The sequence below is a fragment of the bacterium genome (genome assembly GCA_037131655.1).
Taxonomy (GTDB): domain Bacteria; phylum Armatimonadota; class Fimbriimonadia; order Fimbriimonadales; family JBAXQP01; genus JBAXQP01.
Genome location: JBAXQP010000211.1, coordinates 1 through 4,713, shown reverse-complemented (window position 1 = coordinate 4,713; position 4,713 = coordinate 1). Strand labels below are relative to the sequence as shown.

Here is a 4,713-nt window from a genome sequence, read left to right as displayed (position 1 = left end):
GCATTTTGCCCGCCTTGGAATATGCGCGCTCGATCGGTTTAGACTGTCGAGGAGTACACGTTAATATTAATTCCGATCCCCAACGCCTTGAAAAAATGCGTAAGGATTGGGATACATTCGCACCGGATATCCACCTTGTTATTCTCGAATCGGATTATCGTTCTCTTATTAGGCCGGTACTTGAATATGTCGATGAGGCTTTGAGAGAGCATCCGGGGCATGTTATCACCGTAATTGTTCCCGAATATGTTCCGAGACATTGGTGGCAGAGCATACTACATGAGAATGCTGCCTTCCAAATAAAACTTGCTTTGTCTTCGAGAAAAAATGTAATTGTCACCAATGTGAGGTATTTTCTAGAGACATGATAGTAGAAGCTAAAGAAGACGTATTAGTCCTGTCAGGTTCATTGACACAAAATTATTGGGAGACTATCCGAACCGCTGCGACGTTGTTGCTTAAGCGGCATCCCAGTGGTATTGTGATTGATTGCGGACAATTGAACGAAGATGCGGTCACAATCGAGGGAGTTGAAACCTTCCGCGATGCTCTCAATTATATCGTTTCCAAAAATGCACGCATCATAGTGGCGAAGGTTCCGGAGAAGGTGCGTGAAGCGCTTACTCAAGTGCCGGGTGTTCGTAGTCAGCTTCCGATTGCCGATAGTGTCGATGCGGCACGCGCTTCTCTCCATTTAAGCGAGGAGACTGAGAAGGAGATGTTGCCGTCTACCACTCATGGCCTACTGTTATCAATCAGTGATTCTAAGGATGATGAGTATCAAGCCCTTCGGCTGTCCTGCATGATAGCCAATTATCGTAAGGCGCCTGTACACTTGATTTATTGTATAGAAATCCCCCGCGCCCTCCCCATAGGAGCGCCCCTTCCAGAAAAGGAAGCTCATGCTCGCTTAGCCTTAGAAGATGTTGAACGATTAGCCAAAGCAGGGGGTCGCAGTGATCCGTCACGTTCAACGCACTCGTGATTGGTCGGAAACTTTGGTGCGGTTGGCAAATGAACTTAATATCGAGACATTAGTAGTCACTATTCCAACCGTCATCGATCCTTCACACGATGTCACTCCACGTATCGTCAGTCTGCTTCGTTCTGCACCGTGCGAAGTTATTATTTATCGGGCCAAGAAGAGTTCTTAAATTTCGCAGCTTAATCTGTAATCATCAAATTCAGGACGATACTAACCTCGAACCTTCGAAATTTGAATTGACAAAGCAGAGTCCCCGTGACATAATTTAGTTCATAAGGGGCGTGTGAGGGATCGGGATGGTAGGCTTAAATAAAGTGAGTGTCGTCTTTGCCAATCATATGGTGGCGCTCACCTCTGTCAGTCTTACAATAGAAAAAGGTGAGTTCGTTTTTCTCGTCGGGTCAACCGGTGCAGGGAAGTCAACACTCATCAAACTACTCACGTGTGAAGTCCAACCTAGAGAAGGCTCTATTTGTGTAAATGGGCATGATTACACGAGCATGAACGCGCGTAGAATCCCTTATCTTCGCCGTGAAATGGGAATTATTCCACAAGATAATGCTTTACTGCCGAATAAGCGCGTGTGGGAGAACATCGCCTATGCGTTACGCGTTATCGGTATCCCCGCCAAAGAGGTTCGTCCCCGTGTGGATGAAGTGTTAGAACGAGTAGGTTTAACCAGGAAGGCGAATGCTTACCCGAACGAGCTTTCCGGCGGTGAAATTCAGCGTGTGGCCATTGCTCGAGCAATCGCAAACAATCCCGTTTTGCTTTTAGCTGACGAGCCAACCGGCCACCTCGACCCTGATACTTCCTGGGACATTATGCAAATTCTCAATCAGATCAATATCCGCGGCACTACCATTGTTGTTGCCACCCACGATTCTCTAATGGTAGATCGGATGCTAAAACGTGTTATCGAGCTTGACCATGGGATAGTTACAAGGGACGAACAAAAAAGTTCTTATGCGTACGATTGTCGATAGATTAATATTCCTAATTGAAGAATCATTTGTTAGTCTTCGCAGAAATATTCTGGTGGCGCTTGCCGCTGTGAGTACTGCAGCGATGGCATTAGCGCTTTTTGGCGCCTTTACTTGGTTTGCTTATGGCCTCAATAACTTTACATCGACTTGGCCGGAAATCTTTGATGTAGTTGTTTACATGAATACCGATGCAAGCCCAGAGAACATATCCGCTACTGAAAGCCGTATCAGGGCGATTCATGATGTGAATACAATTGGGTATCAGACCAAAGACCAGAATTGGACGAAGTTTCAGGTTGAAAACAAAGAGAAGATGGGCGATCTCAGTGATATTCCCAACCCTTTGACGGATACCTTTTCCTTTAAAGTTTCAAAGTTGAATCGGTCGGATGTCATTGCTGCTGCTATCAAGCGAATGCCAGGCGTAGAAAAGGTTCAATATCTTCAAAAAGAGCAGCGTACTGTCCTTAGAATTATCCAAATTGTTCGTGTCACAGGCGCAGCAGTGAGCACCGCTTTGATGCTGGTTGCGATGTTGTTAATCTATAATGCGATCAGATTGACGGTGGTCGCAAGGCGTCGTGAAATCATGGTCATGCAATTAGTTGGCGCATCGGCATCCACGATTCGAATACCCTTCGTTCTTGAAGCAGTTTACCAAGGGGTTCTTGGCGGCATCATCGCATCACTTATCCTTTGGGCAGTAGTTCAGCCCATTCCTGAAGTAGTCAATAATCTCAACATCCCCGGTATCCATTTGGTATTGACAGCTAAACAATTATGGGTAGTGCTAGGTGGTCTTAGCCTTTGCGGAGGGCTAGCAGGTTGTGTCTGCGGTATCTTGGCTGTGCATCGGTTCTTGAGAGTATAGGAGATGACTATTTGAAACGCTGCGGATGGCTTTTTATCGTTGTGGTTTTACTCCTAACATCAAGTGTCGGCTTGGATGCGAAGAAGCGCACCAAACGCACACCGACTAACCCTAAAAAGCACCAGCAGCTCACGAAAAAGCTTCAGGTAGTAGAGAACCGCATCAAGAATGTGCGGATTAAACTCAAAGTGAAGAAACTTGAGAAAGCAGAAGTAAGCGCCCGTTTGCAGCTAATCGAAGGCCAGCTTAATGTGGCTCAAACAAGCTTGCAGCGAACTCAAGACCAACTCGATTCATCTCGTGATATGCAGTTAGCAATCGCGAATCGACTCCAGATAACCAAGGACAAACTCGCCTTGCGCCGCACTCTATTAGCAAAACGAATACATGCAGGATTTGTTGAGGGCAGAGTTGAGACTGTTAGCGTGATATTAGGTTCGCGCTCGATGCGTGATCTGATGAGTCGCGGCGATGCCATTCAACGTATTTCAGCACAGGATAACAAGCTATATAAAGAAGTCAGGGAAATGAAAAACCAGCTTGCAGCAGATAAGTTGGTACAGGATGGTGTTGTAAAAGAAGTTTCACGCCTGGAAAATACTCAAAAGGCCGAAGCCACTGTTTTATATAACACGATGGATGAAAAGTCCAAAATCTTAAAGCAGGTTGAAAATGACGAGCAGTTGCTCAAAGAACAGCTTGATGAGTTGGCAGCCCAATCCCAACAAATCGAGCAGAGTATTCAAGCGCTTTATAAAACTCCAGCATTTAAAAATCGTGCCCAAGTCCGTTGGCATGGCAGCCTTCAGTATCCCCAGGCGCGAATTTCATCGAGCTATGGCATGCGTGTGCACCCGATTGCCCATGTTTACAAAATGCACACTGGAACCGACTACAGCATGGGATACGGCACACCAATTCATGCTGCCGCTGATGGCATTGTGATTGCCGCTAGAAGTATGGGGGGATATGGCAATGTGGTGATTATCGATCACGGTAGCAGTATCAGTACCCTTTATGGTCATTGCTCATCGTTAAGTGTAAGCGATGGCCAATCCGTCAAAAGTGGTCAAGTTGTGGCGTATGTCGGCTCGACTGGCTATTCAACTGGCCCCCACCTCCATTTCGAAGTCCGAAAGAACGGTAAACCTATCGATCCGATGAGCTTCCATTAGCGTATGACTTAGTGCGCATTACACACCGTCTTTGATCAGGACAAAGCTACCCTGAATACGCACTACGTGAAGCGTTAATGATGACTTCAGCCGCTTCATTCGGCTCATCAGGCAGTGATCCAGCACCGCCTAATAGTAATTTCAGGTTCCCAAGATAACGATTATCACGCCAATCAACAATCCAAACACGCTTGCCAAGGCGTCGAGCACGTTCGGCTGTATGAAGGGCTCCACCTGAACCACTCGATGCAATAACAATTGTCGCATCGGCAAGAGCCGCAATGATGCGATTCCTTGCCATCAGAGCTGCAACAACAGCGTTACGTGATTGGTTACACCATAACTGCGTTTGTTCAGTGATGAAAAGACCATGTTTCATAGTGTAATTGCGAAGCTCATCAACATCCGGCGAAGAACTTGGCATTCTAACAGCATCCAAATTACTGCCAAGCACAGCGATAGTTCTTCCTTTCGCTTTCATCGTTCCAAAATGAGCTGCTTTGTCAATCCCTGCCGCGAACCCACTAACGATAACATTGTCGGCTTGTGCGAGCCTGAATGCAAGAGTTTCTGCATAGCTTCGCGCCGCATTATCCGGCGATCGCGTACCGACGATAGCCAACTTTGGTCCTGCCATAGCATCCAAAGTACCCCGTGTGAATATGACCATCGGAGGATCGGGTAATTGCTTCAAAC

Annotated in this window: 7 protein-coding genes; 6 read left to right on the top strand and 1 reads right to left on the bottom strand. The window is 46.6% G+C overall.

Going from position 1 to position 4,713, the window contains the following annotated elements; genetic code table 11:
• From WCO51_09785 to WCO51_09760, 6 genes are all read left to right on the top strand, one after another.
• Nucleotides 1-368 (top strand): amino acid permease (locus WCO51_09785; GenBank protein MEI6513548.1); only part of this gene is annotated, 368 nt, incomplete at its 5' end.
• Complete coding sequence (locus WCO51_09780) at nucleotides 365-985, top strand: hypothetical protein (GenBank protein MEI6513547.1); 621 nt, start codon at nucleotides 365-367, stop codon at nucleotides 983-985. The genes WCO51_09785 and WCO51_09780, both read left to right, overlap by 4 nt.
• Nucleotides 957-1,154 carry a hypothetical protein gene (locus tag WCO51_09775; GenBank protein MEI6513546.1) on the top strand — a complete coding sequence of 66 codons (198 nt, stop codon included), beginning with the start codon at nucleotides 957-959 and terminating at the stop codon, nucleotides 1,152-1,154. Before WCO51_09780 ends, WCO51_09775 begins: the two co-directional genes overlap by 29 nt.
• Before the next feature lie 127 nt (nucleotides 1,155-1,281).
• Entirely contained in the window at nucleotides 1,282-1,971 is a 690-nt protein-coding gene (gene ftsE / locus WCO51_09770; GenBank protein ID MEI6513545.1) for a cell division ATP-binding protein FtsE, read from the top strand.
• Entirely contained in the window at nucleotides 1,952-2,842 is an 891-nt protein-coding gene (locus tag WCO51_09765; protein ID MEI6513544.1) for a permease-like cell division protein FtsX, read from the top strand. Before ftsE ends, WCO51_09765 begins: the two co-directional genes overlap by 20 nt.
• 11 nt (nucleotides 2,843-2,853) lie before the next feature.
• Nucleotides 2,854-4,017 (top strand): peptidoglycan DD-metalloendopeptidase family protein, encoded by a 1,164-nt coding sequence (locus WCO51_09760; GenBank protein MEI6513543.1) that lies wholly within the window; start codon nucleotides 2,854-2,856, stop codon nucleotides 4,015-4,017.
• A gap of 46 nt (nucleotides 4,018-4,063) precedes the next feature.
• Here WCO51_09760 and WCO51_09755 read toward each other — a convergent pair.
• Nucleotides 4,064-4,713: DNA-processing protein DprA (locus WCO51_09755; protein MEI6513542.1), on the bottom strand; the 650-nt coding region annotated here is incomplete at its 5' end.

Bases quoted from the DNA above. Each gene is read 5' to 3' on its own strand.
- WCO51_09780 (MEI6513547.1), top strand. From the start codon at position 365: ATGATAGTAGAAGCTAAAGAAGACGTATTAGTCCTGTCAGGTTCATTG.
- ftsE (MEI6513545.1), top strand. From the start codon at position 1,282: ATGGTAGGCTTAAATAAAGTGAGTGTCGTCTTTGCCAATCATATGGTG.
- WCO51_09765 (MEI6513544.1), top strand. From the start codon at position 1,952: ATGCGTACGATTGTCGATAGATTAATATTCCTAATTGAAGAATCATTT.